This window comes from Mesorhizobium sp. M0028 (assembly GCF_040323855.1).
Taxonomy (GTDB): Bacteria; Pseudomonadota; Alphaproteobacteria; order Rhizobiales; family Rhizobiaceae; genus Mesorhizobium.
The window spans coordinates 267,379-292,963 of the sequence record NZ_JAMYVG010000004.1 but is presented as its reverse complement, the minus strand read 5'-3'; the positions used below and the strand labels follow the sequence as shown (position 1 = coordinate 292,963).

Genomic DNA, 25,585 nt, shown 5'->3' with positions numbered 1-25,585 from the left:
CCTGTTTCGGCAGGTCGACAGAAGCGTCTTTTCATCCTCCCGGCACAGAACTGGGTCTCCAATGCAACGAGCAAAGGAGCCTCAAGATGAATGCCCTCACCCCCGCCGTCTCGACGGGACCGCTGCCCGCCTCACGAAAAATCCACAAGCCCGGTGCCATCCACCCGCAGATCAGGGTGCCGATGCGCGAAATCTCCGTCCATCCGACGGCCGGCGAACCGCCCGTCACCGTCTACGATCCGTCCGGCCCCTATACAGACCCGACTGTCGAAACCAGCATCGAAAATGGCCTTGCACGGCTTCGCCACGAATGGATTACGGCGCGCGGCGATGTCGAGGCCTATGACGGCCGCCATGTCCGGCCGGAGGACAACGGATTCGCGACGGGCGAACGCCTGACGCCGGAATTTCCCATTCGCCATCAACCGCTCAGAGCCAAAGCAGGCAAGGCGGTGACGCAGCTTGCCTATGCGCGCGCCGGCATCATCACACCCGAAATGGAGTTCGCCGCCATCCGCGAGAACCTTGGTCGCGAGATCCTGCACGGCAAGCTTGAGCGCGACGGCGAGGCTTTCGGCGCGACACTGCCCGATTTCGTCACGCCGGATTTCGTGCGTGATGAGGTGGCGCGCGGACGCGCAATCATTCCCGCCAACATCAACCATCCCGAGAGCGAGCCGATGATCATCGGTCGCAATTTCCTGGTCAAGATCAACGCCAACATCGGCAACTCCGCCGTCACATCGTCGATGGCTGAAGAGGTCGAAAAAATGGTGTGGGCGATCCGCTGGGGCGCAGACACGGTGATGGACCTGTCGACCGGCCGCAACATCCACAACATCCGCGACTGGATCGTCCGCAACGCGCCGGTTCCGATCGGCACGGTGCCGCTCTATCAGGCGCTCGAAAAGGTCGGCGGCATCGCCGAGGACCTGACCTGGGAGGTCTACCGCGACATGCTGATCGAACAGGCCGAACAGGGCGTCGACTATTTCACCATCCATGCGGGCGTGCGGCTGCACTACATCCCGCTGACCGTTGACCGGGTCACTGGCATCGTCTCGCGCGGTGGCTCGATCGTGGCCAAATGGTGCCTGCATCATCACCGGGAAAGCTTCCTCTACGAACATTTCGCCGAGATCTGCGACATTTGCCGCGCCTATGACGTGTCCTTTTCGCTGGGCGACGGCCTTCGTCCTGGCTCGATCGCCGACGCCAATGACGCAGCACAATTCGCCGAGCTGGAGACGCTCGGCGAGCTGACACAGATCGCCTGGGCGAAGGATTGCCAGGTAATGATCGAAGGCCCCGGCCACGTGCCGATGCACAAGGTCAAGGAGAACATGGACAAGCAGCTCGCCGTCTGCGGCGAGGCGCCGTTCTATACGCTTGGGCCGCTGACGACCGACATCGCGCCGGGCTACGACCACATCACCTCCGGCATCGGCGCGGCGATGATCGGTTGGTTCGGCACCGCCATGCTCTGCTACGTCACGCCCAAGGAGCATCTCGGCCTTCCCGATCGCAACGACGTCAAGATCGGCGTGATCACCTACAAGATAGCCGCCCATGCCGCCGACCTGGCAAAAGGTCATCCGGCGGCGAAAGTCAGGGATGATGCCCTTTCCCGCGCGCGCTTCGAATTCCGCTGGGAGGACCAGTTCAACCTGTCGCTCGATCCCGAAACCGCGCGGTCCTTCCACGATCAGACCTTGCCCAAGGAGGCGCACAAGCTGGCGCATTTCTGCTCGATGTGCGGGCCGAAATTCTGCTCGATGCGAATTTCCCACGACATCCGCACCGAAGCGCAGAAGGAGGGCATGGCGGCGATGGCGGCGAAATACCGCGAGGGCGGCGATCTCTACCTGCCGGCGGACGAGACCGGCGCACCGCTCATACCTCAGCCACGTGAGCCATCATGAAGGTGCTGGTCAAAGGGGCCGGCGTTGCCGGCCTCACCGCCGCCTTCGAGCTCGCCGCACGCGGCGCGGCGGTTTCCGTTGCCGAGACAAGGCCTGGCCTTGGGGGCAATGCGTCGTGGTTCGCCGGCGGCATGTTGGCGCCATGGTGCGAGCGCGAAAGCGCCGAGCAGCCGGTGCTGGATCTCGGGCGCGGTGCCGCCGACTGGTGGGATGCCGCAACCCCCGGCCAGGTGACGCGGGCCGGAACGCTGGTCGTGGCCGCGCCGCGCGATACGGGCGAGATCGACCGCTTCGCCAGCCGCACCTCGGGCCATCGGCGTGTCGATGAAGACGAAATTGCGCTCCTGGAGCCCGACCTCGCCGGCCGCTTCCGGCGCGGATTGCTCTTCTCCGACGAGGCGCATCTCGACCCGCGTCAGGCGATGGCAGCGCTTCATGACAAGCTCGCAGCCATGGGTGTCGAGTTTCACTTCGGCACCGAGGTCTGGCATGTTTTTGGTTTCGATCATCAGATCGACTGCACGGGAATGGCAGCCATCGATGACCGGCTACGTGGCGTTCGCGGCGAAATGCTGATCCTGCGCACGCCCGACATCTCGCTGTCGCGCCCGGTCCGGCTGCTTCATCCGCGCTTTCCGCTCTATGTGGTGCCGCGCACCGGCCAGTGTTTCATGGTCGGTGCGACCATGATCGAGAGCGGGTCCGCCGAGCCGGCCACGGTGCGTTCGATGATGGAGCTTCTGGGTGCCGCCTATGCCCTCCATCCGGCATTCGGCGAGGCCGGGATCGTTGAAACCGGTGTCGGCGTCCGTCCTGCTTTTCCCGACAATCTGCCGCGTGTCGAGGCACATGGAAGCACCGTCGCAGTCAACGGGCTTTATCGCCATGGCTTTCTTCTCGCCCCTGCCATGGCGCGCCAGGCGGCCGACCTGGTCTTCCATCAAGACGGAACGAAGGAGCTTGCTCATGAAACTGACGGTCAACGGCAAAGTGCATGAGGTTGCAGCCACCACGCTGGCCGAGCTGCTTGCGGCGCTCGACTATGAAGGCGATTGGCTGGCAACGGCCGTCAACAGCGAACTCGTGCACAAAGCCAACCGGGCGGAATTCCGGTTGAGCGACGGCGACCGGATCGAAATCCTCTCACCGATGCAGGGAGGCTAGGCCATGTTCGATCTTCTCGGAACGTCGCTTGCCTCCCGCCTGCTTCTCGGCACCGCTCAATATCCATCGCCGGCCATCCTTGCCGAGGCCGTCAAGGCGTCGGGCGCTTCGGCGGTAACCGTCTCGTTACGCCGTGAGATGGCAGGCGGCAGGGCCGGCGAACAATTCTGGTCGTTGATCCGCTCGCTCGGCGTCAGAATCCTGCCCAACACTGCCGGCTGCCACTCCGTCAAGGAAGCGGTCACGACCGCGAAGATGGCGCGCGAAGTTTTCGGCACCAACTGGATCAAGCTCGAAGTGATCGGCAACCACGACACGCTGCAGCCGGACGTGTTCGGGCTGGTCGAGGCCGCCCGCATCCTGTGCGAGGACGGTTTTGATGTATTCCCCTATACCACCGACGATCTTGTCGTCGCCGAGCGACTGCTGGAGGCGGGCTGCCAGGTTCTGATGCCGTGGTGTGCACCGATCGGTTCCGCCCTCGGGCCGATCAACATTCCGGCGCTGCGCTCGATGCGCGCACATTTCCCAGGCGTTCCGCTGATCGTGGATGCGGGGCTCGGACGGCCGTCGCACGCGGCAACCGTCATGGAGCTCGGCTTTGACGCCGTACTCCTGAACACCGCAGTCGCCAAGGCGGCCGATCCGGTCGGCATGGCGCGTGCGTTCGGCAAGGCGGTCGAGGCCGGTCGTGAAGCTTTCAACTCGGGAATGCTCGAACCGCAGGACGTCGCCGTGCCGTCGACGCCGACAATTGGCAGGGCAGTTTTTTCATGAAGCTCGACCCCTTCTACCTGATCGTCGACAGCGCCGCCTGGATCGAACGGCTGGTGCCGCTTGGCGTCAAGCTGGTTCAGTTGCGCATCAAGGATAGGGACGAGGCCACGTTGCGGACGGAAATCCGCCGCGCGAACGGCGTCTGCGCGGTCCATGGTTGCCAACTGATCGTCAACGACCATTGGCGGCTCGCCATTGAGGAAGGCTGCGACTTCGTCCATCTCGGCCAAGAGGATTTGGCTGCGGCCGACCTGCTGGCGATTAAGTACCCCGGATTGAAGCTTGGGCTCAGCACGCACGATCATCTCGAACTGGAAACGGCCATCGCTGCCGAGCCCGACTATATCGCGCTCGGCCCCATCTATCCCACCGTCCTGAAGCAGATGAAATGGGCGCCGCAAGGGCTCGAGCGGATCAGCGAGTGGAAGCATCGGGTGGCGCCGATCCCATTGGTCTCCATCGGCGGCCTCAACCCCGACCGGCTCGACGGTGTCTTCGAGGCTGGTGCGGACAGCGCCGCGGTGGTCACCGACATCACCTTGAATGCCGATCCCGAAGCGCGCACGCGAGAATGGATCGAAAAGACAAAGCCATGGCGCTGAGGCGAGAACCGCATGTGCTCGTGGTCGGCGGATCAGACTCCAGCGGTGGGGCTGGAATTGCACGCGATATCGAGACGATCTCTTCCATTGGCGTGCGCACCTGCCTCGCTGTCACCGCGCTCACAGTGCAAACGCACGACGCCGTACTGGAAATCCTTCATTCGCCACCAAGCCTGGTGGCTGATCAGATGCGCGCCGCGCTGCAGGCCAACGAAGTGGCGGCAATCAAGATCGGCATGCTCGGAACAGCCGAGACCATCGCTGCGGTTGCCGCCGTACTGCGCGAAAATCGACAGGTGCCGGCAGTACTCGATCCAGTGCTGGCCTCCACCTCAGGCCGGGCGCTCTTACAGGCAGCCGCTATCGCTGTCATGAAGCGCGATCTGATGCCGCTTTGCTGCCTTGTCACGCCCAACCTTCCCGAACTGGCGCACCTTATTGGCTCCGAACTGGCAGTGGATGAGGACGATGCGCTCCGACAAGGACAAAGACTGTTGGCCGCCGGCCCTCAGGCCCTGCTGATCAAGGGTGGGCATGCCTCGGGACTCCGATCGACCGATATTTTATTACGCTCCGATCATGAACCCATCCACGTCGATACACCGCGCCTTGCCACATCAATGCGCGGAACAGGTTGCATACTGGCCAGCGCGATTGCGGCGCATCTGGCGAAGGCGAAGCCGCTTGAAGACTGCGTGCGCGAAAGCAAGCGGGTTGTCTTCGCCACGTTTCAGAGGAATGGAGCAGAATGAACCCGGCTATGCGGTACAAGCAGCTTTGGCCGCTAGTATGCTGGATCCTGAGCGTCTTGCTCGCTGGCGCAAACTCTTAGACGAAAATCGCAACAACACGGCGGTTCGAACCGGACCTCGTGGAAGCAATTCGGCCGCGGTCGCAGCGATCATTCATGAAGGAGGAGAGCTGGTCCTCTTGTTTCGAGGGGATCGGCAGCTCGTAGTTCGCAGTTTCGTTCAGTCCGGGGAGTCGGAGTGGATTCGAACGGCGTGACCGCCCAACCCAAATTAGAGAAAGTGGTGCGGGTGGCAGCGTGAACCTGCGACCCCATCGTCCCGAACGATGTGCGCTACCAGCAAAGCCGCAGCTTTTTGGGCCCGATCGTCACGCTTGCTTCGCAATGATCGCGTTTCCTTTCGAGCTTTGGGTGGGAAACATAGGGCCCCCCCTGCCGAGTTCATGTTTCATTGTCATCTGTCCTGAGACCGATTTCGTCGCCTCGGCGGCGACCTGCTTCTTGGCGATCTTCTCGGCGGCGTCTGCCTGGAAGTCGGGATGATGGTGGCCATAAGTATCGATCAGGACATCCACGGTGATGCCCAGAAAGCCCGCCGCCTGCCACATGTCGGCGCCGGCCCGCATCAGCCAGGTCGCAGCGGTGTGGCGAAGCGTGTGCGAAGTGACGTCGGGACCGAGGCCGGCTGCCTCGCGAGCTCTCCTGAAGCTCTTCTTTACCGACACCACCGGCTTTCCATTCCATTCCACGACAAAATCTTGCGATATTTTTCGGCCGATATTTGCGCTTTTGCCGCGCGCCTTGGTTCTGATATCGAGATCCGTGCACGCCCAGCGGCGGAGGTGAGCCAATAGCCGGTCCGGCAGGCGCACGGGCGGCTGGCGTTTTTTGGTCTTCTTTGCGCCATCGGCACGGCGGTAAAAGATGCCGCGGTCAAGGTCCACATAACCACGCCCTTTGGTTGGACGGACGGCGGCGCCGCAGACTGCGGCAGAGCGTGTTCCTGTATAAAGCGCGACAAGCATGAAGCGGGCGAGGTGTCGTCCGGTACGCCGGCCGCTCTCCTGGCCCTTCCATTTCTGCTTCATACGCCAAGCTGCCCAGATGAGAGCGGCCGCTTCACTGCGCGTCAACCAGCGCTCGCGTGCACCAGCCTTGTCGGGCAGGACAATCGTCGGTGCGGCAGTCGTGTAACCTTCCCTGCGATAGTAGTTGATGGCTGCACGAAAATCCTCGAGTTGGCGGCGCGCAACGGCTTCTGTGGGACAGGACGCGGCGTAGTCGCGGCAGAGTTTGCCGTTAATAGCGGCGAGGGTCTTTTCACCGAAGAAATCGAGGATGTTGTCTAGCCGAGCCGCCGTCTCTTCCGGCGCGGCATGCTTCGGTGCAACCTCTCTCAGGTAGACGCTGACGACATCGGCTATCAAGACATCTTCGGCACCGCGCGCTCGGTGGTACTTGCTGGCGATGTAGACCGCGAGCGCCTTTTCAGCTTCAGGTCCTGGATGGCCCTTTTCGCCGCTGCCAGCGCTGATGAACGTTGTTCGATCGCGGATAAACCATCCAGCTTTGTTTCGGAGTGTTCCGTCCTTTTTCCAGCTTTCGCCGCGCCAGACGAGGCGTGGCCCTTTCGACGCCCGCGGCATAGTTCCCTCATTCTGGTGATCGCCAGCAAGGTGACGTACTCCTTTCCTGCGATTAGCTCGGTTTCAAGTCGGCCGGCGTCACGTTCCTTGCGTAGGCCTGCTGCGCACATCGAGCCATCGGGAAAGGCAATTCGTGCTGCAATCGCGACGCGCAGGGGCGTGGTCTCGTCGAATTGGTCGGGGATTTTCAAAACGGAGCCCTCAGCCAATCTCTATGGTCCGATAGTTTCGCTCGGAAACAGACGGATCGCGGTTCGCATTGAGCACACTTTTCTGTCTCGCCATTCCGGATGCCCTGCCGCACGATCTTTTCTCTGAATATACGGCTGCGAAAAGCGCCGACTGGAGCGCCTGCGGCAAAGATGCTCCTTTGACCTGCTAATCGGAACGGTTGCGCTGACGCGCACTCCACGAGCCTTTCGGCTGGCTCCCCACTTCCGTGGCCGGTGGAACCGCTCCTGACTGGCTTCGGCTGTCTGTGCGGCTTCCGTTTTCATGGACTCACTGCCGGGTCGCTTGGGCCTACTCCCGTGCGCCCGGCTAGTGGGTTCTGCTGATCGCCTCACGCTGCGGTTTCGAATGGTGTCTTCCACCTCGGAGTTGGTCGGCAACCGAAATCTTCATTTGAGTTCATAAAGTTGGAGGGCCGCGCTTGGCGCACTGACGGGTTGAAGGCTGGGAGAGAGGCTCCCGGCGCCCGGCGCGGAGACTCGCAATGACCAAGCATCGGCACCAAGCTGCCCCGACGCGGGCCAGCGTATATGAGGACATCACCAGCAAGATCATCGGCGAGCTGGAGGCCGGTCGGCTGCCCTGGGTTCAGCCATGGGGAATGGCAGCTGCGAAGGCGCCGCTCGCCATGCCGAAGAACGCCGCCACCGACCGGCAATACTCTGGAATCAATGTCCTGATCCTCTGGGGTTCGGTGATCGAGCAGGGCTTTTCAGGACAGAGCTGGCTGACCTTCCGCCAGGCGCTCGCGCTTGGCGGTAGCGTCCGCAAGGGTGAGCATGGAACGACAGTCGTCTACGCCCATCGGTTCGTGCCCGACGACGAGAAAAAGCGTACCCGCGAAACCGGCGAGCAAGCCCGATCGATCCCATTCCTCAAACGCTTCACGGTGTTCAACGCCGCGCAGTGCGACGGGCTGCCCGACGATGTTGCGATGGCCACGCACCCGCCCCTACCCGGCCTGATCGAGCCGAAGGTCGAGAGGCTGATCAAGCAGACGGGGATCGATTTCCGGGTTGGTGGCAGCCGCGCCTTCTACGCTCCGGCCCACGATTATGTGCGGGTCCCGCCACCCCAAGCCTACTTCGAGCCGATCAATTGGCACCGGACCGCCCTGCATGAACTCGGGCACGCCACCGGTCATGCCTCACGCCTCAACCGGGATTTGTCTGGTTCCTTCGGCACCAAGAAGTATGCCTTCGAAGAGCTGGTTGCCGAGATATGTGCGGCTTTCTGTTGCGCCTCGCTGGGCATCACGCCGACCGTGCGTCACGCCGACTATATCGGCTCGTGGCTGGAGGTGCTGCGCGAGGATAACCGTGCGATCGTTCGCGCCGCCTCTCTGGCAAGCAGGGCTGCGGATTATCTCTTGGGTTTTTTGCCGGACAAAGTGGCCGCTGACGACGATCGGCGGGAGGCAGCGTAATGGCCGCCCGCTTCCAGTTCGGCGTCTTCCTGCGGATGCGTTCATGACCGAAGTCTGCCTCGATGCCGGACCCCGCTGCGGCGAAGTCGTTGCAGAGCGCCAGGACCGACCTGCTGCTCCGCGACAAGTGTCGCGTGGCTGCCGAGCACATCAGAGGGCGAGGAGTGACGGAATTCTCATGACGGGTTTGGAGGTCGAGAGAGAGGCTCTCGGCCGCCCGTCGCGGAGTACATCCCGATGGCTACTGCCGTTCAGAAGATCACCCTGTCGTCCTCGCGCGACATTCCGTTCAACAAGCTGGTGCTCTCCCAGTCCAATGTCCGGCGCGTCAAGGTCAGCATCTCGATCGAGGATCTTGCGGCCTCGATCGCCCGCCGCGGCTTGATCCAGAGCCTCAGCGTCTTGCCCGTCGTCGACAGCGACGGTAACGAGACTGGCATGTTTGAGGTGCCTGCCGGAGGCCGGCGCTTCCGCGCGCTTGAGCTGCTGGTGAAGCAAAAGCGCCTCGCCAAGACCGCCCTCGTGCCCTGTGTCGTGCGCGCCCGTCACAGCGCGATCGTTGCCGAGGAGGTGTCGCTCGCCGAGAACATTGAGCGAGCGCCGCTGCACCCGCTCGATCAGTTTCGCGCCTTCCAGGACATGCGCCAAAAAGGCATGAGCGAGGAGGAGATTGCCGCAGCCTTCTTCGTGCCGGTCAACGTTGTTAAGCAACGGCTTAGGCTGGCTTCTGTCTCCCCAGTGCTGCTCGATGTGTATGCCGATGACGGGATGACGCTGGAGCAACTCATGGCTTTCACGGTCTCTGAAGACCGCGCTCGCCAGGAGCAGATCTGGGAGGCAATCAGGGATGCCTGGTCGAAAGAGCCCTATCAAATCCGGCGCATGCTGACCGAAACGACGGTGCGCGCCTCCGACAAGCGCGCCGTCTTCGTGGGGACCGACGCCTATGAGGCCGCGGGTGGTATCGTCATGCACGACCTGTTCCAGTCGGATGACGGCGGCTGGCTGCAGGATGCAGCGCTGCTGGACCGCCTGGTCACAGAGAAGCTCAAGGCGGTTGCCCAGGAAGTTGCAGCCGAGGGTTGGAAGTGGGTCGAGGTCGCCATCAGCTTCCCCTACGACGCAACGCGTGGGCTGTATCATCTGCAGAGTGATCCGCTCGATCTCTCTGCCGAGGAGCAGGCTACCATCGATGCCCTCAACGCCGAGCATGCCAAGCTTGAAACCGAATATGAGGGTGCTGACGAGCTGCCCGAAGACGTCGATCAGCGACTCGGTGAAATCGAGACCGCGCTCGCCAATTTCGACAAGCGCCCAAGGCAATTCGATCCGGCCGACATCGCCGTCGCCGGCGCGTTCGTCAGCATCGACACTGACGGCTCACTCTCGGTCGACCGCGGCTTTCTCCGGCCTGAGGACGTGCCGCTGATGTCATTTGACGGCGCGAATGAATCGAAAAGGGACGGCAGGTCCGGAGCTGCCGACAGCTCGTCGGTGCACCGTGCCGTTGTCACCATTGGCGGCCAGGCTGTCGAGTGCGAGGAAGACGAGGACGATGCGGTCAAGCCCCTGCCGGACCGACTGATGACAGAGTTGACCGCACACCGGACACTGGCGTTGCGCGATGCGGTTGCCGGCAACCCTCACGTCGCCATGACAGCGCTCTTGCACAAGCTGGTCACTGACACGTTCCAGCACCGCACCACGAACGGGTGCCTGGAGGCCTCGATCCGTCACGTCTTCTTCCCTCTGCAGGCAGGTGACCTGAAGGACAGCCCCTCGGCGAAATCGGTGGCCGAACGCCATGAGGGCTGGAAATCGGACCTGCCGACCGAGGACGATGCACTTTGGGACTGGATCGCCTCACTTGATGAGACCAGCCGCGCGGCGTTGCTCGCCCATTGCGTCAGCTACGGCGTGAACGCGCTCCACGAGAAAGGCGACCGCTATGGCGGCGCTGTCTCGGCACACGGCGTTCGGCAGCGGATCGCGCAAGCTGATCGACTGGCACGCGCGGTCGGTCTCGATATGGTTGACGCCGGCTGGACACCGACAGTCGAAAACTATCTCGGCCGCATCACCAAGTCCCGCATTCTCGAGGCGGTGCGAGAGGCGAAGGGCGAACAGGCCGCGCAGCTAATCGAGCATCTGAAAAAGGGAGATATGGCGAAGGAAGCCGAGCGCTTGCTGACCGATAGTGGCTGGCTGCCCGAGCCGCTGCGCCTGGTCGACCTCGACGGCAGCGCTGGCGCTGATAACGGCGCCGGCACCGACGGCTATGGGGAAGAGCTGCCCGAATTCCTCTCAGACGACGATGCGCAGATTGAAGACAGCGAACCGCACATGGCCGCTGAATAGATCGCCTCGCGCGGAGCGGGTGCGGCCCGCGCCGCGCCCTTTCCTACCGCTGCCGGACGCTCACTTTCTCAGACACGGGCAAAGCTAATTGGCCGCTTCAGCCGCGTCCTTCTCGCTCGGCGGCTGCTGCCCCGCCGTCCCCACTGCGTGCCAAGATATCGCCCCGGGCTGCCAACCGCGTTGCCGCTGTCGTCGTTGGGCTGACGGCGGGTAGCGGCGCAGCGCCTGGATCGAAGAAGGATCGTTATCGGCAGGACCGCAGTCCAGAGGGGAGAGGCCGGCCAGGGCGGATTTGAGCCGGATTGGTCGAGAGAGAGGGCCGCCCGGTTCATTCCCGTTCCGCTCTCCTCGAGGTTTTCTCCATGTTTGATGTTTCTTCGAAGACTGCCGCTCCGGCAGTGCCGCTTCCGCTTGTCTCATCCCCGGCTGTCGAACCAGCTGCCGCCATCCACAGCGCGGCGCAGTTTCTTCTGCCCCATCTCGAACGCGGTCAGCGCGTCGACGTCTCGAGCCTTCGCTCGGCCATGGAAGCTGCCTTCGGTGCCTCCGATGCGTCCGGCGCATGGGACTGGAAATCAGCCTATGACGCTTGCGAAGTCGCGACGGTGCTGTTCCTGCGCAAATACGGAAAGTCGCTTTTCCGCAAAGCCGGTTCTGCGGCCGCCGCACTTCCGATGCTGGGCAAGATCGCCGGCCTGTTCCCAACTCACACGCGCCGCTCCGAAGAGACCGAAGCGCTTCAGCAGTTCAGCACCCCCATTCCGCTCGGTCTGGCGGCCGTTACTGCCGCGGCAATCACCCCTGCCGACCGCGTGCTTGAGCCCTCCGCCGGCACCGGGTTACTTGCTATTCTGGCCGAGATCAGTGGCAGCACGTTGCTGCTCAACGAACTGGCCGAGGCCCGCGCCGGGCTTCTCTCATTGCTCTTTCCGGCCATCCCCGTCACTCGCTTCAACGCAGCGCAGATCGATGATTATCTCGATCCCGGCATTGCACCAAGCGTCGTGCTGATGAACCCGCCGTTCTCGGTGCTTGCTAACGTCAGCGGCCGCGTGTCCGACGCTGCCTATCGTCACGTCGCCTCTGCGCTGGCCCGGCTCGCCGAGGGCGGGCGGCTTGTCGCAATCACTGGCGCAAATTTTTCCCCAGAGCTGCCCATCTGGCGCGAGTCCTTCGTCAGGCTCCAGGAGCGCGGTCGCGTCGTGTTCACCGCCGCGATCGACGGCGCCGTCTACGCCAGGCATGGCACCACCGTCGAGACCCGGCTGACCGTCATCGACAAACTGCCGGCCGACAAACGAGGCACCCTTCCAGCATCGGCCGGCATGGCGCCCGATGTCGCCACACTGATCGCCTGGATTGACAAGCATGTTCCCGCGCGACTGCCGGTCAGCGCTTCGGCTTTCGTGCCCGCCGTCAAGGCGACGGGGCCCACCGCGCGCGGCGTGCGCGGCTATCTCGCCAGATCCGCCGGTCCCACTCCGGTGCGCAGCCTTGCCGAGCCGGAAGGCACCGCGCTTGCTTACGAGACATTGGACTGGACGCCTGCCGAAAGTAGGCGCATCACCGATGGCATCTATGAGGAGTACGGGTTGCAGGCGATCCGCATTCCGGGCGCCCATCCGCATCCGACCAAGCTGGTCCAATCGGCGGCAATGGCATCCGTTGCCCCGCCGAAGCCGAGCTACCGGCCGATTCTTCCTGCCAAGGTTGTCAGCGACGGCCTCTTGTCCGACGCGCAGCTAGAAACAGTCATCTATGCCGGCGAGGCCCATTCGGAGTTCCTCACCGGTTCCTGGAAGGTGGACGACACCTTCGACCTTGTCTCTGCCGCGCGCGACGATGCCGCGCACGCCGTGCGATTCCGCCGGGGCTTCATGCTCGGCGACGGGACGGGCGCCGGCAAGGGCCGCCAGTCAGCAGGCATCATCCTGGACAGTTGGATGCAGGGCCGCCGCAAGGCGATGTGGATCTCCAAATCCGACAAGCTGATCGAAGACGCCCAGCGCGACTGGTCTGCTCTCGGCATGGAGCGCCTGCTGGTCACGCCGCTGTTGCGGTTCCCGCGGGGCAAGGCCATCCGCCTCGATCAAGGGGTCCTATTCACCACCTACGCCACGCTGCGCTCCGACGAACGCGGTGAGAAGATCTCGCGCGTGCGGCAGATCGTCGAATGGTTGGGCACCGACTTCGACGGAGTGATCATTTTCGACGAGAGCCACGCTATGCAGAACGCGGCAGGCGGGAAGGGAGAACGCGGCGACGTCGCCGCCTCACAGCAGGGACGCGCCGGGCTCCGCCTCCAAAACGCCCTGCCGAACGCCCGCGTCGTCTATGTCTCGGCGACGGGAGCAACCACCGTCCACAACCTCGCCTACGCGCAGCGTTTGGGCCTGTGGGGTGGCGACGATTTGCCCTTTGCGACCAGGGCCGAATTTGTCGAGACGATCGAGGCTGGCGGCGTTGCCGCCATGGAAGTGCTGGCCCGAGACCTCCGCGCAATCGGTCTCTATACGGCCCGATCGCTCTCGTACGATGGTGTCGAATACGAGCTGGTCGAGCACCAGCTTACCTCCGAGCAGACCCGCATCTACGACGCCTATGCCGGAGCGTTTAGCGTCATTCATAACAATCTCGACGCCGCGATGCGGGCCGCCAACGTCACAGGCGAGACCGGGACACTGAACCGTCAGGCAAAGTCGGCTGCACGTTCGGCTTTCGAGAGCACGAAACAGCGCTTTTTCGGCCATTTGCTCACCGGCATGAAGACGCCGACCCTGATACGCTCGATCGAGCGCGATCTCCATCAAGGCCATGCCGCCGTCATCCAGATCGTCTCGACCGGCGAGGCGCTGATGGAACGGCGCCTCGCGGAAATTCCAACCGAGGAATGGAACGACGTTCGCGTCGACATCACGCCGCGCGAATATGTCCTCTCGTATCTGCAGCATTCCTTCCCCGTGCAACTCTACGAGCCGTTCACCGACAGCGAAGGCAATTTGTCGTCACGTCCGGTCTATCGTGACGGCCAGCCCGTCGAGAGCCGCGAAGCGGTCGCCCGCCGCGATCACCTCATCGAGCAACTCGCTTCACTCGCCCCCGTCCCGGGGGCACTCGATCAGATCGTACAGCGCTTCGGCACCGACCTCGTAGCGGAAGTGACAGGCCGGTCGCGCCGCATCGTGCGCAAGACCAGCACTCGAGGCATCGATCGCCTTGTCGTCGAAAACCGCGCCGGATCGGCCAATCTCGCCGAGGCACAGGCATTCATGGATGACTGCAAGCGCATATTGGTGTTTTCCGACGCCGGTGGCACTGGCCGCAGCTATCACGCTGATCTCACTGCGAAGAACCGCCGCCTTCGAGTTCACTATCTGCTCGAGCCGGGCTGGAGGGCCGATGCCGCCATCCAGGGCTTGGGGCGCACCAACCGCACGAACCAGGCGCAGCCGCCGCTGTTCCGGCCGGTTGCGACCGATGTGAAGGCTGAGAAGCGCTTTCTCTCGACGATAGCCCGGCGCCTCGACACATTGGGCGCCATTACGCGCGGCCAGCGCCAGACCGGCGGCCAGGGCCTATTTCGCCCTGAGAACAATCTGGAGTCGCACTATGCCCGCGACGCGCTGCGGCAGCTTTACCTGCTGCTGGTTCGCGGCAAGGTGGACGGCTGCTCACTCCAGATGTTCGAGGAAGCGACCGGCCTAACACTGACGGATTCCACCGGCATCAAGGACGAGCTGCCGCCGATCACGACCTTCCTCAATCGGCTGCTGGCGCTTACCATCCCGCTTCAAACCGCCCTGTTTACGGCCTTCGAGCAATTGCTGAATGCGAAAATCGAGGGCGCCATCGCCTCCGGTGCCTACGACATCGGCTTGGAAACACTGCGTGCGGAGAGCTTCGTCGTCACCGAGCGACGCGTCATCCATGTCCATGCCGCCACCGGTGCGGAAACGCGACTGCTGACCATCGCCCAGCGCAAGCGCAACCGACCCGTTTCACTTGCCGATGCCCTTGCTCAGCTTCACGATCCCCGCGCGAAGCTCCTGGTCAACAACCGATCCGGCCGCGCCGCCGTACAGGTGCCAGCGCCAGCGCTGATGCTCGACAACGGCGAGATCGAATGGCGAGTCCGGCTGATCCGGCCGATGGAGCACCATCAGGCCTCATTGAAGATGATGGCGGAGAGCCACTGGGTTGAGGCTGAGCAGGCTGCATTCGCTGACGCCTGGAGTGCCGAGACGGCTGACGTGCCCGAATTCACGGACAGCACTATCCATGTCGTTGCCGGCATGCTGCTGCCGATCTGGAAGCGTCTGCCCAGGGAATTCTCACGTGTGTACCGGCTCCAGACTGACGATGGCGAGCGCATCATCGGTCGTCAGGTCCCGCCAGCATGGATCGCGGGCGCACTGGCAACAAGCTCGCCTTCGATCACAGCCAGTGATGCTTTCGTTGCGCTTCTGGGCGGTCGAACGATCCTCGACCTCGTCGATGGTCTGCAGCTTCGGCGCAGCCGCCTCATGGGCGTCAGCCGAATCGAGCTGACGGGCTTCAACGACACAATGCGTGACCGTCTTTCGGCTTACGGCCTCTTCCGAGAGATCATCTCCTGGAAGCTGCGCATGTTCGTGCCCGCCGACGCATCTGGACCCGCAATTCTGGGCAAGTTGCTGAAGGGTTATCCAGTCCAGCGCATCGACACGCGGGAGGATGCGTGATGGCCCGCCACGATGCGTCAGAACTGGCGCACCGCCTCGGCCGGCACGCTGAGGCGGTTTGTCGCTACTATCTTTCGAACGGGCATCGCGAGGGCCGCTACTGGCTTGTCGGCGATGTGCAAAACACGCCGGGCCGCTCAATGTTCGTGCGGCTCGTCGGGTCAGCGAACGGAAAAGCAGCCGCCGGCAAGTGGGCCGATGCGGCGACTGGCGAGCATGGCGACCTTCTAGACGTCATTCGCGAAAGCCGCGGCTTCAGCAACTTCAAGGACGTTGCGAATGAAGCAATGACGTTTCTCGGCTTGCCGCATCCCGAACCAGAGCAGATTTCTCCCCGGCCGAAATCGGTAGACACGCCATCCGGATCATCGGAAGCAGCGCGTCGGCTGTTTGCGATGTCGCAGCCGATTGCGGGTACGGTCGTAGAGGCGTATCTGCGCAACCGCAGCATTGCCGCTTTGCACGGGACCGAAAGCCTGCGTTTTCACCCGCGCTGCTACTACCGGCCCCACGAACATGCGCCGACTGAGACCTGGCCGGCGATGATCGCTTCCGTCACCGATCTCGACGGCCATTTGACTGGCGCACATCGCACCTGGCTTGATCCTTCCGGCAGGGGCAAGGCACCGGTCGGTACGCCGAAGCGCGCGATGGGCGATCTTCTCGGTCACGCGGTTCGCTTTGGCCTGCCGGGCGACGTCATGGCGGGCGGCGAAGGCATCGAGACCGTCTTGTCGCTTCGGTGCATCCTGCCCGATATGGCTATGGCAGCGGCACTCTCGGCAGCCCATCTCGCTGCCATGCTGTTCCCCCTCACGCTGAGACGGCTCTACATCGTGCGCGATGCCGATCCAGCCGGCGACAGCGCGCGTGACACCTTGATCAAAAGAGCGAATGCTGCCGGGATTGAGGCGATCGTGCTCTCGCCGGCACTTGGAGACTTCAACGAAGATCTCTGTACGCTTGGCGTGGATGATCTTCGAGCACGCGCGCGTGTCCAGCTCGCCCCGCAGGACATCGCCCGTTTCATGGCAGTGGCGGGATAATTCGAAACGAACAACCTGTCCGCTGTCGCTTGCATCGCTCGAATGCCCCCCGAAGTCGGAGAGAACCGCGCCTGCGGGCCTTCGAGAGGGCGATCGGCCAGCAAACGACCCGGACCCGCAATGTCTTCGGCCGACTATTTTCCGGCGCGCTCCCAAGGGAGCGCTTTCCATCGCGAAGCAAAATAGCCGGCCTTCCCCCTCCTCCGCTGACACTCCGGCCCTTCGCTTCGCTGCGGGTGCAGGTCCGTCCCGTCCGCCGGCTTCCGTCGCCATGAAGGCCGCGAGGTCGCGGTCCAACCGGCGGAGCATCTAATGAGCGAGCATGACGACTACGAACCACAGCACTCGTCTTCACCCATCGACCAAGTCCTCACCGAACTCCAGCTCTATGGCTACCGACCCTTCGCAGATGAGCCTGATCCTCGACCGCTTCCAGAGGGGCACTGCGTCGCCGGCGCGATCGCTGACATCTTCGACGCCCTCATCGTGGCACTGCAAGACAGTCGCCTCGAGCCCGATCTCGACGATCTTCTGTGGTCGACCGTCAACATCTTTCACCGCGCCGCAGATCGAATCGAGCGCGAACTCGACCACAACGAGCAGGCGCAACGCCGCAGCCAGCGTGAGCAAGACGGCAGCGAAGTGAAATCCGTCGAGCTGGAACACCTGACAGCCGAAGGGCAGACGCTGATCGAACGCCAATGCGCCTTCGAACTGATGCGTGATCAGGCCGCGGAGCACTACGAGCGCCACACCGGATCAAGTTGGCGACCGCGCAGCGGATCGATGGTCAACCACCGCAACCTGACCTCTGCGCTGATCGACAGCCGCGACTTTCTCAGCGCCAAGAAACGCGCCTCGCAGGAAGTCCTTCTGCCACCTGGCCCGAAAATCGCCTTCACCGCTGGGCTCGACTTCAATGACCACCAGCTGATCTGGGCCAAGCTCGACCAGGTCCACGCCCGGCATCCAGACATGGTCTTGATGCACGGGAAATCGCCGAAGGGTGGCGAAAAGATCGCCTCCTGTTGGGCAGACCATCGCAAGGTACCCCAAATCGGCTTTGCCCCTGATTGGACAAAGCATGCCAAAGCCGCCCCGTTCAAGCGCAATGACGCAATGCTGGAGTTGCTGCCGATAGGCGTCATCGTCTTTCCCGGGACCGGAATTCAGGACAATCTTGCTGACAAGGCAAAAAAGCTCGGCATCCCAGTCCTCGACTTCCGCCCCAAGGGAGGCGGCGCGTAAGCGCTGCCCGCCCCTACCCTTTTTTCGATTGTACGATACGGCCGCGATGGGGCAGCGCGGCGCCGCCCGTCTTATGCGATACTCAAGTCCGCGCCCTAGCAAAGGCGCGCGACGCCGTCACGCTTGCCGTCAACGTTTCAGCTGCGTCGCAGCTGGCATCACAGCTGCGAATAACGACGCCTGTTCAACCGAACAGGGGCTGGATCTGGGCGAACTCACCGAACAACCGGCGTGGGCAGGATGCTTGTTTCTGACCGGCCGTCGCATTGTTAGCGTTGTCGCTGACACGGCATGGCGCGACGCACAGCTCGAATCCACCACGGCGTGCCGTCTCGTTCCAAAGATCGCGGATATCCGGCGATGCACGTCAGCCGTGACTTGAACCGTGTCTTAAGCGCGGTGCTGACAACAGCTTGCGACTCGCGATGCCTGTACAGAGGAGCATCGACGCCGCTGATCGTCGTAGCCGGGATTTCGCCAGCGACGGTATCGCCAGGTTCTCCGTTGATGTCTCTATCTGGTGGGCCGCTCCAAACGGCCTCTTTAATGGGCTGATCTGGCCGAAGATCGGCTGCGCCTCGATCGCCTAAGCCGCAATGGCGCCGATCGACTTTCTTCCCCTGCCGGCTACGCCGTCATTCCTCGCCAAACAACAAAGTCGCCTGGCTGCCATCCTCCGCTGGCGCTGCGGTCGCAAGCGATGCGGCGTCGATCGCCCCCGGCCCGCCGATCGCCATCGAGGCCGCAACGGTGCGGGCTCGAAACAGAGTTCAAGGAGAAAACTCATGGCGATAATCGGAACCTTCAAGAGGGCCGGCAACAACGAGTTCACCGGCGAAATCGTGACCCTCTCGCTCCAGACCAAGAACGTCCGGGTCGTGCCCGAGACCAACCGCTCTGGCGACAGCGCCCCCAGCCACCGTGTCTTCGTCGGGCAGGTCGAGATCGGCGCCGCATGGTCCAAGCGCTCCAATGACGGCCGCGACTATCTCGGCATGAAGCTGGACGATCCGAGCTTCACTGCTCCGATCTACGCCAACCTCTTCAACGATGAGGAAGGCGAAGGCTTCAGCCTCATCTGGTCCCGCCCCAACGGGCGCCGCAACGCCGAGTAAGGGCCCGACCAAGGCTCCGCCCGGACGAACAGGGCGGGGCCGATCTCCTTTCATCCGACAAGTTGAGCGCAGTCGCTGCGCAACGAGCTCCGTCGGACTGTGGGGCGACTACCGGTCGTGTTCGCGACTGGCGACTTCATTCTTGCATGTTGCCTCGCCGATCATCGAAAATTCGCGGTGCTTCCCGCGTCAACTCACGGTGCCGATTTTCTGATCAACTCGCAAGGCTCCACATTCAGCGCAGTGGCGATCCTCCCAAGAACACTGATGCTGGCCGAGACCCGAGCGCGCTCGATCGATCCCACGTAACGCATGCTCAGTCCAGAGCGGGCGGCCAGTTCCTCCTGCGTCACGTTCTGGTCATGGCGCAGACGACGCATGTTGGCCGCCATGATCTCCTTGAGATTCATGACGGATTAGGGACCAGAAAGGGAACTATCGTTCTAGGAATGATCGTTCCTATTCGCTATGATTGGTGCTCGATCTAAAGGACGGCTCCTTCGAGATCGCGATCGAAATATGAACGGTCAAATACCATGCTTAAACCGCTGCTCGATCCTGATGTCGCCGACATTGCGCCGGATGCCCCGGTCCTGACCGGCTATGACGAGGAGCGTCTGCTCACCTACATTCGCCTGCTTGATGCGGCAGCGGAAGATGCCGATTGGCAGGAGGTGGCCAGGATCGTCTTGCATATAGACCCGGAGCAGGAGCCGGAACGAGCGTTCCGGTCCTGGGAGACCCATCTTGCTCGCGCGCGATGGATGACGACCAGCGGCTACCGATATCTTCTCGCTGGCGGCGCTCCGCACTGACGCGACCGGCGCTCCACCTTGCTGAATCGGCATAATGGTTTGCCGATTCTCCAACTATCCAACTTCCTTATCCCCCTGAATGTTGACGCCGACGCCTCACATCCGGGTACGCGGAGAGGACAGGAGCAGTGCAAGGCGATTGGACCGATCCGGCGGCGTATGCACATATGTGCAGCTACCAGGCTACGGAGTTCGCTGCCGAGTATCTGATCCGGAATGACGAATTCGTGGCAGAGTGCAGCCAGCTTGCATCGCAATCCGCTGGTTCTGGAGAACCTGCCGGTCAGCCCGATCTCGCCGCCCGTTGGGGCGCGCGATTTCAAAACTGCCGCTGCCGGACTTCCGAAAGCTGACAATATCATCTGGACGGAACAGGCCTCGCCGCGCGTGCTCCGGGTCATGCGGGTACCTGCATCCCACCAGACAGTTCAACCTTCCAGCCTTGGCGGAGCCAGCGTTTGGCCGCAGGACGAAGGCCTTCACATTATTTGGTCTACCTTAATTGGGAAAAGTCATCTCGTCGCTGACGACCGCGCCGGTGAATTCAACGCTATCCTTCTGCCGCTCGACGCTGCATTCGAGACGCGGCTCGATGCAGCGCGCCGGTTCTGGCGCGCACTGAACGGCCGGGCAGCCAGTCCATCTTACGGCGCGCTGCCGCAACAGACCAAGACCAGGCATATCCTCAATTTACGCGCACATGATGGTCAACGCACGGGTGCAACCTATCGTCAGCTCGCGGAGGTGCTGTTTTCGCAAGAGCCGATTGTGCCGCGAGATTGGCGTGATCATCATCTCCGCCACAAGGTCCGAGCTATCTTACGCCGTGCAGCTTTTTTTGTCGCCGGCGGCTATCGCGATCTTCTCTTCTACCCCCACAACCGCAGCGAAAGGTCCGGCCGCCGAAGTCCTTCTTCGGGGTAGCAAAAACGCACCCCCCCATCTTTGCCCTCCCTCGCCTTTCCTCATTTCGATCATGGTCCACTTCGCGCGTCCCGGCAGGCCAGGACGACAGCAGAACCGAATGGAGATCGAGCGATGTCGAAGGGTCCCGCGGACGCGCCCCAAAAGTATTTGCGCACGAAGGAGGCAGCACCCATCGTCGGGCTCTGCGCCCGCACACTCGAAAAGCACCGGACCTACGGCACCGGCCCAAAATACCGAAAGGTCGGCGGGCGCGTTCTCTACGACATCAACGACCTGCACGCCTGGATAGACCTGGGCGCACGCACCTCCACCAGCGATGCCAACGCGACCTATGTTCCGCCGGCAAAACCCCATGCAGCCCGCGCGCCCGCCTATGTCGGCAGGCGCGACCGCAGCTCCTGATCTGTGGCGCACCGAAATGCCGTATCGCGAGACCGTTCAGCAGCAATTTGCGCTGCCTCATGTCCCCTCATCCGGCTTCCCTCCACCCGGCACGCGGGACGTTGTGGCCTGGCAGCTCGTCTTGATGGTGAAATCCGGCCGCCTGACACCGATCCACTCTCATGCGGGCGAAGAATCGACCTGCGTTGAGGCGGCAAGTGTGCACGGCATGGCAACGATTTGGAACGCCGCCATCCTGGTCTGGGCTGCGTCGCAAACCATCCACGCGCAAGCCAGGAGATTGCAACCGCGCCGCCTGGTAGCGGCGAAACAGCAGCAAACCCTGATCTTCATGTCGCTGCGTAAACGGCGGCATGTCCACAGCCGGATAGCCGCACGCGAGCAGCCGAGTCCATACACGGCCAAGCGTCGTAAAACTTGCCTGCTGCGCCCCGGGATCGAGTCATGAGCAAGCGCACAAAGATCATCGCCACGATGGTTGGCGGCGTAGTGCTCGCCGCGGCGCCGGCATGGATTAGCCATCCGCCGCTGTCCATCTGGAACGCATCGGCGAGCATCCCCGTCGGGCTCTACCGCGTCCAGCCGGCCGACAAAATCGGTATTGCCAATATCGCCGTCATCATGCCGCCCGAGCCATTGGCGGCCTTCATGGCAAGACGCGGGTATCTGCCGAAAAATGTGCCGCTCCTGAAGCGTATTTTGGCACTGGGGGGCGCAACCGTCTGTCGCCAAGGCACAACGATCATCGTCAACGGCAAGACGTATGGACATGCGCGCGAGCGTGACAGTCGCGGTCGACCCCTGCCCATCTGGCAGGGCTGCCGCGACATTGCCGAGGCGGACGTCTTCCTTATGAACCCGGGTGCAGCCGACAGTTTTGACAGCCGCTATTTCGGCCCGCTCCCGCTCTCATCAATCGTTGGCCGCGCGCTTCCCGTCTGGACCACGGAGCCCACCACTCCGGTGCTGGAATTCACCAACGATCCCCTTGCTAGCGAGCCGTGACGGCTCGGTTCGACGTGCACTAACACCCATGAAAGGAGCACTGCAATGACTCAGATCGGAACATTCACGCGCAACGATGACGGCTTCTTCGGCAATCTCTCCACGCTAACGATCGAGGCGAAGATTGCCATTCTGCCTGCCGAGAAATCCAAAACCGAAAACGCGCCCGACCATCTGATCTATTGCGAAGGGACGGCGGTCGGTGCGGCTTGGGACCGCGCCGGAGACAAGGCTGGGGATTACCTCTCCGTCTCAATTGACGACCCGTCCTTTACGCAGCCGATCCGCGCCAAGCTGTTCCGGTCCGATGCAGAGAACAGCGTCTGGAGCATGCACTGGAACCGATCATCGAAGCGCGACGGGCGAGGCTGAACAAATGCTTCTGGAGCCCTTCGACGAATCTTTCTCGCCAATCCTTTTGATCCATTGGGCGCCGGTTAAACCCTTCGACCCGACCGCCCGCGAGGCAGCCCACAGAGGGCCGGACACTTGCTTGTGGCTCCGGACGCAGATTTCATCACAGTTTTGGCAAAGCCGGTTCGATCGGCGAGCCCCTGCCCTTAACGGAAGCGAACACCGTCGCAGGCTGGCGGCGCATCGGTTCTGCGGTCTGCGGGATGCAGCCCACAGAGGCATGACGACGTTTGCCGCATGTGTCATGCTCGGCTTCGTGGCGCCCGAAACTGTTGCAGCGGCTTCCTCTGCTGGTGAACGGCCGGCGCACTCCGAGTCGACGATCTTGTCGGCAGGCCCGTGGTCGCGGCATATCCGGGAAGCGTCAAAACGCTTCGCCATTCCAGAGCGGTTGCTGCGCGGCGTCATGCATGTTGAGAGCGTCGGCGATGTTCGTGCGCTTTCAAGCAAGGGCGCAATGGGCTTGATGCAGATCATGCCGGCGACCTGGGAAGAACTGCGCATCAAATACCGTCTCGGTGACGATCCCTATCAACCGCGTGACAACATTCTTGCAGGTGCAGCATATCTTCGCGAAATGCTCGACAGCTTCGGGCGCAGCGGCTTTCTTGCCGCTTACAATGCCGGTCCTGGTCGGTACAGGGAACATCTCTCAACCGGCCGGCCGCTGCCACGCGAGACGGTCGACTACGTCAGGAAACTCGCGCCGCTGCTCGATGGTGCAGTTCTCAGTCCGCGGCGCGCGCGGCAAAGAAGGGGCAGAGCCAGCTCACTCCGTGCAACGATCTTTGCGCATCCCCATGACATTCGGAACGCCGCTGCATCGGATGGCAATGGTTATGCCGAGACGATCTTTGCGGCGATTCATTCGTCCGCGATGCGGTCGCCAATGGGCCATCCTGTTGCGGACCTGACTGCGATCGAGCCACGGCCGGGTGAAACCGATTTCCAATCGAACCACGCTGTTTCCGGCCTATTCGCTCAGCCCTCTTTAGTCATATCGCGATGATCGCCACGTTCCTCCTCAATTCCATTCCGGCCTGTTCCGTCGCGGAAATTGCGGCGGAAGGGTTGTCCGCAGATGAGGACAGAGAGAGTGGCAGGATAAAGGGCCGCGAGGTGCGGCTCGGATCGGCCGATTGTTTTCCTTACAATTTTCGACTCATTTCGCGATGTGCTGCCACAATCAGCGATGTGCGCTATTCCCATTTTTTCAGTCTTTCAATGGAAACCGCACCTCGTGGCCGCCTAGCATGACGCGTGACGATAGCTTTCGCGTCCGCCCGGGTCGTATCCGCTCCCGCGCCGGCCAGCGCGCACGACCCTTCATCTTCCAGGCTCTTGCGGCCACACAGCGCGCCGGCGGTCACCTTACACGCGAGGGTCGGATCACCTCCCCGCGAGCTTCAACGTTTGGCCGCGGCAGATCAGCGAGCATCCGCGCCAGTCGCCTCATCTCTGACCGCTCACGCGGCGCCGTCGTCAAGACCCGTGTGGTGCGGCAGTTCAGAGGGTCTGCGCCACTCGCCACCCATCTCAAATATCTTCGCCGCGAAGGTGTTACACGGGATGGTGAGAAGGCGAGGATGTTCGGCCCTGACACCAAAGAGGCAGATCATGACGCCTTCTGCGATCGCTGCAAGGACGATCGGCATCACTTCCGTTTCATCGTTTCACCGGACGACGCAATGGAGCTCGGCGAGCTCAAGAACTTCACTCGTGACCTGATGGTCGACATCGAGCGCGACCTCGGCACGAGGCTTGACTGGGTAGCCGTCGATCACTGGAACACCAAACATCCGCACGTTCACATCCTCGTTCGCGGCGTTGCCGACGATGGCGAGAGTCTTGTCATCTCGCGCGACTACATCCGCCAGGGCATGCGCGATCGGGCGAGCGACATTCTCACCCAGACGCTTGGGCTCCGCACCGACCTCGACATCCGCCAGGCCATCGAGCACCAAGTCGACACTGAGCGCTGGACGCAGCTCGATCGCCAGCTTGCTCGTGACGCCGACCGTCATGGTATCATTGATCTCGCGCCACACCCTGATCGCCATCCCGACCAGTTCCTGGGGCTCAAAGTCGGCCGGCTGCGGCAACTGGAACGCCTGGGTCTCGCGAACGAGATCCGTCCCGGCCAATGGATGGTGGTCGAAGAGGCCGAGGCCACTTTGCGCGCCCTCGGTGAACGCGGCGACATCATCAAGCGCATGCACCGCAGTCTCACCGTGCATGGGCTAGAAAAGGGGACAGCCGACTACGTGCTGGCCGCCGAAAAAATTGATGCGCCCGTGATCGGCCGACTGCTCGAACGCGGCCTTGATGACGAACGGCGCGGCGCGGCCTATGCCATCGTCGATGGCATCGATGGACGCACGCACCACATTCGCTTCCATGATCCTGATGCGGCGGGAGATTCCGACCCGGGCTCGGTCGTGGAGTTGTGTCGCGATGCGAGTGCAAATGGCGGTGGCCGGGTCACGCTCGCCGTCCGCTCCGACCTCTCAATCGAACAGCAGGTCCATGCTTCCGGCGCGACTTGGCTCGATCGCCAACTCGTTGCACGCGAGCCCGCCGAATTCGGTGACGGCGGCTTTGGCAAGGACGTAGGACAGGCACTGCAAGATCGGGTAGATCACCTTGTCAGCCGCGATCTGGCCAGGCGCGAGGGACAGCGCGTCATTCTTGCCCGCAATCTGATCGATACACTACACGATCATGAGGTGGAATCGCTTGGTGCCCGCATCGCCGCCGAGACGGGCCTGTCATTCACGAAGGCTCCCAACGGCAATCATGTGGCTGGGATTTACCGGCGGCGTTTTTTGCTGGCTTCAGGCCGGCTCGCGATGATCGATAATGGACTCGAATTCAAGCTGGTGCCCTGGTCGCCGTCGCTCGAAAAGCGATTGGGTAATCAAGTTACCGGGGTCGTGTGCTCAGATACGGGGGGCGTGGATTGGAGCCTGGGAAAGAAGCGCGGCATCGGCTTATGATGGTTACACGCGTATGCTC

24 protein-coding genes and 1 pseudogene are annotated in these 25,585 nt (G+C 62.5%); 22 read left to right on the top strand and 3 right to left on the bottom strand.

The genetic code is table 11. The features are described 5' to 3' along the window. Positions 1 to 86: 86 nt before the first annotated feature. The 7 genes and pseudogenes from thiC to NKJ93_RS11810 all read left to right on the top strand — a co-directional run. Positions 87 to 1,922 (top strand): phosphomethylpyrimidine synthase ThiC, encoded by a 1,836-nt coding sequence (gene thiC, locus NKJ93_RS11840; protein ID WP_352589113.1) that lies wholly within the window; start codon positions 87 to 89, stop codon positions 1,920 to 1,922. Further along, a complete protein-coding gene (gene thiO, locus NKJ93_RS11835; RefSeq protein ID WP_352589110.1) occupies positions 1,919 to 2,920 on the top strand; it encodes a glycine oxidase ThiO in 1,002 nt (333 codons plus the stop codon). Before thiC ends, thiO begins: the two co-directional genes overlap by 4 nt. Continuing rightward, on the top strand, positions 2,889 to 3,086 hold the full coding sequence (gene thiS / locus NKJ93_RS11830) for a sulfur carrier protein ThiS (RefSeq protein WP_023717065.1): 198 nt from the start codon (positions 2,889 to 2,891) through the stop codon (positions 3,084 to 3,086). Before thiO ends, thiS begins: the two co-directional genes overlap by 32 nt. 3 nt (positions 3,087 to 3,089) lie before the next feature. Then, a complete protein-coding gene (locus NKJ93_RS11825) occupies positions 3,090 to 3,863 on the top strand; it encodes a thiazole synthase (protein WP_352494344.1) in 774 nt (257 codons plus the stop codon). Beyond that, the gene (locus tag NKJ93_RS11820) at positions 3,860 to 4,465 is read left to right on the top strand and encodes a thiamine phosphate synthase (protein WP_023717063.1); all 606 of its coding nucleotides are present in this window, start codon (positions 3,860 to 3,862) and stop codon (positions 4,463 to 4,465) included. Before NKJ93_RS11825 ends, NKJ93_RS11820 begins: the two co-directional genes overlap by 4 nt. Further along, positions 4,456 to 5,217 (top strand): hydroxymethylpyrimidine/phosphomethylpyrimidine kinase, encoded by a 762-nt coding sequence (locus NKJ93_RS11815; RefSeq protein ID WP_023717062.1) that lies wholly within the window; start codon positions 4,456 to 4,458, stop codon positions 5,215 to 5,217. The genes NKJ93_RS11820 and NKJ93_RS11815 overlap by 10 nt, the downstream gene beginning before the upstream one ends. Next, positions 5,213 to 5,356 (top strand): annotated as a pseudogene (locus tag NKJ93_RS11810) (ribosome small subunit-dependent GTPase A); the annotation flags it as partial. The gene NKJ93_RS11815 and the pseudogene NKJ93_RS11810, both read left to right, overlap by 5 nt. 228 nt (positions 5,357 to 5,584) lie before the next feature. Here NKJ93_RS11810 and NKJ93_RS11805 read toward each other — a convergent pair. Further along, a complete protein-coding gene (locus tag NKJ93_RS11805; protein ID WP_352494345.1) occupies positions 5,585 to 6,643 on the bottom strand; it encodes a tyrosine-type recombinase/integrase in 1,059 nt (352 codons plus the stop codon). Next, entirely contained in the window at positions 6,640 to 7,071 is a 432-nt protein-coding gene (locus tag NKJ93_RS11800) for an excisionase (RefSeq protein WP_245278500.1), read from the bottom strand. The genes NKJ93_RS11805 and NKJ93_RS11800 overlap by 4 nt, the downstream gene beginning before the upstream one ends. 506 nt (positions 7,072 to 7,577) lie before the next feature. On the opposite strand from NKJ93_RS11800, the gene NKJ93_RS11795 reads away from it, so the two are divergent. The 6 genes from NKJ93_RS11795 (at position 7,578) to NKJ93_RS11770 (ending at position 19,007) form a co-directional block, all read left to right on the top strand. Then, positions 7,578 to 8,519, top strand: coding sequence for an ArdC family protein (locus NKJ93_RS11795; protein WP_023717060.1), 942 nt, complete (start codon positions 7,578 to 7,580; stop codon positions 8,517 to 8,519). Between the two features lie 237 nt (positions 8,520 to 8,756). Continuing rightward, positions 8,757 to 10,877, top strand: coding sequence for a ParB/RepB/Spo0J family partition protein (locus NKJ93_RS11790; RefSeq protein WP_352589107.1), 2,121 nt, complete (start codon positions 8,757 to 8,759; stop codon positions 10,875 to 10,877). Between the two features lie 362 nt (positions 10,878 to 11,239). Further along, positions 11,240 to 15,598, top strand: a complete 4,359-nt coding sequence (locus NKJ93_RS11785; RefSeq protein ID WP_352589105.1) for a strawberry notch-like NTP hydrolase domain-containing protein — start codon at positions 11,240 to 11,242, stop codon at positions 15,596 to 15,598. Beyond that, a complete protein-coding gene (locus tag NKJ93_RS11780; RefSeq protein WP_352589102.1) occupies positions 15,598 to 16,644 on the top strand; it encodes a DUF7146 domain-containing protein in 1,047 nt (348 codons plus the stop codon). The genes NKJ93_RS11785 and NKJ93_RS11780 overlap by 1 nt, the downstream gene beginning before the upstream one ends. Before the next feature lie 312 nt (positions 16,645 to 16,956). Then, positions 16,957 to 17,892: a DUF2493 domain-containing protein gene (locus tag NKJ93_RS11775; RefSeq protein ID WP_023717055.1), complete on the top strand. Its 936-nt coding sequence runs from the start codon at positions 16,957 to 16,959 to the stop codon at positions 17,890 to 17,892. A 785-nt stretch (positions 17,893 to 18,677) separates the two neighbouring features. Further along, complete coding sequence (locus NKJ93_RS11770; protein ID WP_023717052.1) at positions 18,678 to 19,007, top strand: DUF736 domain-containing protein; 330 nt, start codon at positions 18,678 to 18,680, stop codon at positions 19,005 to 19,007. A gap of 194 nt (positions 19,008 to 19,201) precedes the next feature. On the opposite strand, the gene NKJ93_RS11765 is transcribed toward NKJ93_RS11770, so the two are convergent. Next, positions 19,202 to 19,417: a helix-turn-helix domain-containing protein gene (locus NKJ93_RS11765; protein ID WP_023717051.1), complete on the bottom strand. Its 216-nt coding sequence runs from the start codon at positions 19,415 to 19,417 to the stop codon at positions 19,202 to 19,204. A gap of 126 nt (positions 19,418 to 19,543) precedes the next feature. Here NKJ93_RS11765 and NKJ93_RS11760 point away from each other — a divergent pair, with 126 nt between their 5' ends. The 9 genes from NKJ93_RS11760 (at position 19,544) to NKJ93_RS11720 (ending at position 25,566) form a co-directional block, all read left to right on the top strand. Then, on the top strand, positions 19,544 to 19,822 hold the full coding sequence (locus tag NKJ93_RS11760) for a DNA -binding domain-containing protein (protein WP_023717050.1): 279 nt from the start codon (positions 19,544 to 19,546) through the stop codon (positions 19,820 to 19,822). Between the two features lie 167 nt (positions 19,823 to 19,989). Then, entirely contained in the window at positions 19,990 to 20,175 is a 186-nt protein-coding gene (locus NKJ93_RS11755) for a transcriptional regulator domain-containing protein (protein WP_352483886.1), read from the top strand. Between the two features lie 46 nt (positions 20,176 to 20,221). After that, on the top strand, positions 20,222 to 20,746 hold the full coding sequence (locus NKJ93_RS11750) for a DUF2285 domain-containing protein (RefSeq protein ID WP_352483885.1): 525 nt from the start codon (positions 20,222 to 20,224) through the stop codon (positions 20,744 to 20,746). 114 nt (positions 20,747 to 20,860) lie between these two features. After that, positions 20,861 to 21,151, top strand: coding sequence for a helix-turn-helix transcriptional regulator (locus NKJ93_RS11745; RefSeq protein ID WP_023717048.1), 291 nt, complete (start codon positions 20,861 to 20,863; stop codon positions 21,149 to 21,151). 16 nt (positions 21,152 to 21,167) lie between these two features. Next, entirely contained in the window at positions 21,168 to 21,599 is a 432-nt protein-coding gene (locus NKJ93_RS11740) for a replication initiator protein A (RefSeq protein ID WP_023717047.1), read from the top strand. Continuing rightward, a complete protein-coding gene (locus NKJ93_RS11735) occupies positions 21,596 to 22,156 on the top strand; it encodes a S26 family signal peptidase (RefSeq protein ID WP_023717046.1) in 561 nt (186 codons plus the stop codon). Before NKJ93_RS11740 ends, NKJ93_RS11735 begins: the two co-directional genes overlap by 4 nt. A gap of 45 nt (positions 22,157 to 22,201) precedes the next feature. Next, complete coding sequence (locus NKJ93_RS11730; RefSeq protein WP_023717045.1) at positions 22,202 to 22,528, top strand: DUF736 domain-containing protein; 327 nt, start codon at positions 22,202 to 22,204, stop codon at positions 22,526 to 22,528. 262 nt (positions 22,529 to 22,790) lie between these two features. Then, positions 22,791 to 23,579 carry a lytic transglycosylase domain-containing protein gene (locus NKJ93_RS11725; RefSeq protein WP_023717044.1) on the top strand — a complete coding sequence of 263 codons (789 nt, stop codon included), beginning with the start codon at positions 22,791 to 22,793 and terminating at the stop codon, positions 23,577 to 23,579. A gap of 244 nt (positions 23,580 to 23,823) precedes the next feature. Beyond that, positions 23,824 to 25,566 (top strand): relaxase/mobilization nuclease domain-containing protein, encoded by a 1,743-nt coding sequence (locus tag NKJ93_RS11720; protein WP_023717043.1) that lies wholly within the window; start codon positions 23,824 to 23,826, stop codon positions 25,564 to 25,566. Positions 25,567 to 25,585 lie beyond the last annotated feature (19 nt).

Bases quoted from the DNA above. Each gene is read 5' to 3' on its own strand.
- NKJ93_RS11750 (WP_352483885.1), top strand. From the start codon at position 20,222: ATGCGGGTACCTGCATCCCACCAGACAGTTCAACCTTCCAGCCTTGGC.
- NKJ93_RS11785 (WP_352589105.1), top strand. From the start codon at position 11,240: ATGTTTGATGTTTCTTCGAAGACTGCCGCTCCGGCAGTGCCGCTTCCG.
- NKJ93_RS11735 (WP_023717046.1), top strand. From the start codon at position 21,596: ATGAGCAAGCGCACAAAGATCATCGCCACGATGGTTGGCGGCGTAGTG.
- thiS (WP_023717065.1), top strand. From the start codon at position 2,889: ATGAAACTGACGGTCAACGGCAAAGTGCATGAGGTTGCAGCCACCACG.
- NKJ93_RS11720 (WP_023717043.1), top strand. From the start codon at position 23,824: ATGACGCGTGACGATAGCTTTCGCGTCCGCCCGGGTCGTATCCGCTCC.
- NKJ93_RS11770 (WP_023717052.1), top strand. From the start codon at position 18,678: ATGGCGATAATCGGAACCTTCAAGAGGGCCGGCAACAACGAGTTCACC.
- NKJ93_RS11815 (WP_023717062.1), top strand. From the start codon at position 4,456: ATGGCGCTGAGGCGAGAACCGCATGTGCTCGTGGTCGGCGGATCAGAC.
- NKJ93_RS11725 (WP_023717044.1), top strand. From the start codon at position 22,791: ATGACGACGTTTGCCGCATGTGTCATGCTCGGCTTCGTGGCGCCCGAA.
- NKJ93_RS11740 (WP_023717047.1), top strand. From the start codon at position 21,168: ATGCCGTATCGCGAGACCGTTCAGCAGCAATTTGCGCTGCCTCATGTC.
- NKJ93_RS11765 (WP_023717051.1), bottom strand. From the start codon at position 19,417: ATGAATCTCAAGGAGATCATGGCGGCCAACATGCGTCGTCTGCGCCAT.
- NKJ93_RS11775 (WP_023717055.1), top strand. From the start codon at position 16,957: ATGAGCGAGCATGACGACTACGAACCACAGCACTCGTCTTCACCCATC.
- thiC (WP_352589113.1), top strand. From the start codon at position 87: ATGAATGCCCTCACCCCCGCCGTCTCGACGGGACCGCTGCCCGCCTCA.
- NKJ93_RS11760 (WP_023717050.1), top strand. From the start codon at position 19,544: ATGCTTAAACCGCTGCTCGATCCTGATGTCGCCGACATTGCGCCGGAT.
- NKJ93_RS11780 (WP_352589102.1), top strand. From the start codon at position 15,598: ATGGCCCGCCACGATGCGTCAGAACTGGCGCACCGCCTCGGCCGGCAC.
- NKJ93_RS11745 (WP_023717048.1), top strand. From the start codon at position 20,861: ATGTCGAAGGGTCCCGCGGACGCGCCCCAAAAGTATTTGCGCACGAAG.
- NKJ93_RS11795 (WP_023717060.1), top strand. From the start codon at position 7,578: ATGACCAAGCATCGGCACCAAGCTGCCCCGACGCGGGCCAGCGTATAT.
- NKJ93_RS11730 (WP_023717045.1), top strand. From the start codon at position 22,202: ATGACTCAGATCGGAACATTCACGCGCAACGATGACGGCTTCTTCGGC.
- NKJ93_RS11825 (WP_352494344.1), top strand. From the start codon at position 3,090: ATGTTCGATCTTCTCGGAACGTCGCTTGCCTCCCGCCTGCTTCTCGGC.
- NKJ93_RS11755 (WP_352483886.1), top strand. From the start codon at position 19,990: ATGTGCAGCTACCAGGCTACGGAGTTCGCTGCCGAGTATCTGATCCGG.
- NKJ93_RS11820 (WP_023717063.1), top strand. From the start codon at position 3,860: ATGAAGCTCGACCCCTTCTACCTGATCGTCGACAGCGCCGCCTGGATC.
- thiO (WP_352589110.1), top strand. From the start codon at position 1,919: ATGAAGGTGCTGGTCAAAGGGGCCGGCGTTGCCGGCCTCACCGCCGCC.
- NKJ93_RS11790 (WP_352589107.1), top strand. From the start codon at position 8,757: ATGGCTACTGCCGTTCAGAAGATCACCCTGTCGTCCTCGCGCGACATT.